General features: G+C 55.1%; 1 rRNA gene. It reads right to left on the reverse strand.

What is annotated here, in order from left to right:
- Nucleotides 1-45: 45 nt before the first annotated feature.
- Nucleotides 46-1,489 (reverse strand): 16S ribosomal RNA (locus tag DXXMK7_RS00140); the annotation flags it as partial.

The following is a 1,489-nucleotide window of genomic DNA, read 5'->3' on the forward strand; positions in this document are numbered from 1 at the left end:
TCATCAGACAATCTGTGTGGACACCACGCAGGCACTTCAACTCGGTAAGGAGGTGATCCAACCGCAGGTTCCCCTACGGTTACCTTGTTACGACTTCACCCCAGTCATGAATCACAAAGTGGTAAGCGCCCTCCCGAAGGTTAAGCTACCTACTTCTTTTGCAACCCACTCCCATGGTGTGACGGGCGGTGTGTACAAGGCCCGGGAACGTATTCACCGTAGCATTCTGATCTACGATTACTAGCGATTCCGACTTCATGGAGTCGAGTTGCAGACTCCAATCCGGACTACGACGTACTTTATGAGGTCCGCTTGCTCTCGCGAGGTCGCTTCTCTTTGTATACGCCATTGTAGCACGTGTGTAGCCCTACTCGTAAGGGCCATGATGACTTGACGTCATCCCCACCTTCCTCCGGTTTATCACCGGCAGTCTCCCCTGAGTTCCCACCCGTAGTGCTGGCAACAGAGGATAAGGGTTGCGCTCGTTGCGGGACTTAACCCAACATTTCACAACACGAGCTGACGACAGCCATGCAGCACCTGTCTCAGCGTTCCCGAAGGCACGACCGCATCTCTGCAGTCTTCGCTGGATGTCAAGAGTAGGTAAGGTTCTTCGCGTTGCATCGAATTAAACCACATGCTCCACCGCTTGTGCGGGCCCCCGTCAATTCATTTGAGTTTTAACCTTGCGGCCGTACTCCCCAGGCGGTCGATTTAACGCGTTAGCTCCGGAAGCCACGCCTCAAGGGCACAACCTCCAAATCGACATCGTTTACAGCGTGGACTACCAGGGTATCTAATCCTGTTTGCTCCCCACGCTTTCGCACCTGAGCGTCAGTCTTCGTCCAGGGGGCCGCCTTCGCCACCGGTATTCCTCCAGATCTCTACGCATTTCACCGCTACACCTGGAATTCTACCCCCCTCTACGAGACTCTAGCCTGTCAGTTTTGAATGCAGTTCCCAGGTTAAGCCCGGGGATTTCACATCCAACTTAACAGACCGCCTGCGTGCGCTTTACGCCCAGTCATTCCGATTAACGCTTGCACCCTCCGTATTACCGCGGCTGCTGGCACGGAGTTAGCCGGTGCTTCTTCTGCGGGTAACGTCAATCGGTAAGGTTATTAACCTTACCGCCTTCCTCCCCGCTGAAAGTGCTTTACAACCCGAAGGCCTTCTTCACACACGCGGCATGGCTGCATCAGGGTTTCCCCCATTGTGCAATATTCCCCACTGCTGCCTCCCGTAGGAGTCTGGACCGTGTCTCAGTTCCAGTGTGGCTGGTCATCCTCTCAGACCAGCTAGGGATCGTCGCCTAGGTGAGCCGTTACCCCACCTACTAGCTAATCCCATCTGGGTTCATCCGATGGCGTGAGGCCCGAAGGTCCCCCACTTTGGTCTTGCGACGTTATGCGGTATTAGCTACCGTTTCCAGTAGTTATCCCCCTCCATCAGGCAGATCCCCAGACATTACTCACCCGTCCGCCGCTCG

It is taken from the genome of Dickeya sp. MK7 (assembly GCF_000406305.1).
In the GTDB taxonomy this organism is placed as follows: domain Bacteria; phylum Pseudomonadota; class Gammaproteobacteria; order Enterobacterales; family Enterobacteriaceae; genus Dickeya; species Dickeya fangzhongdai.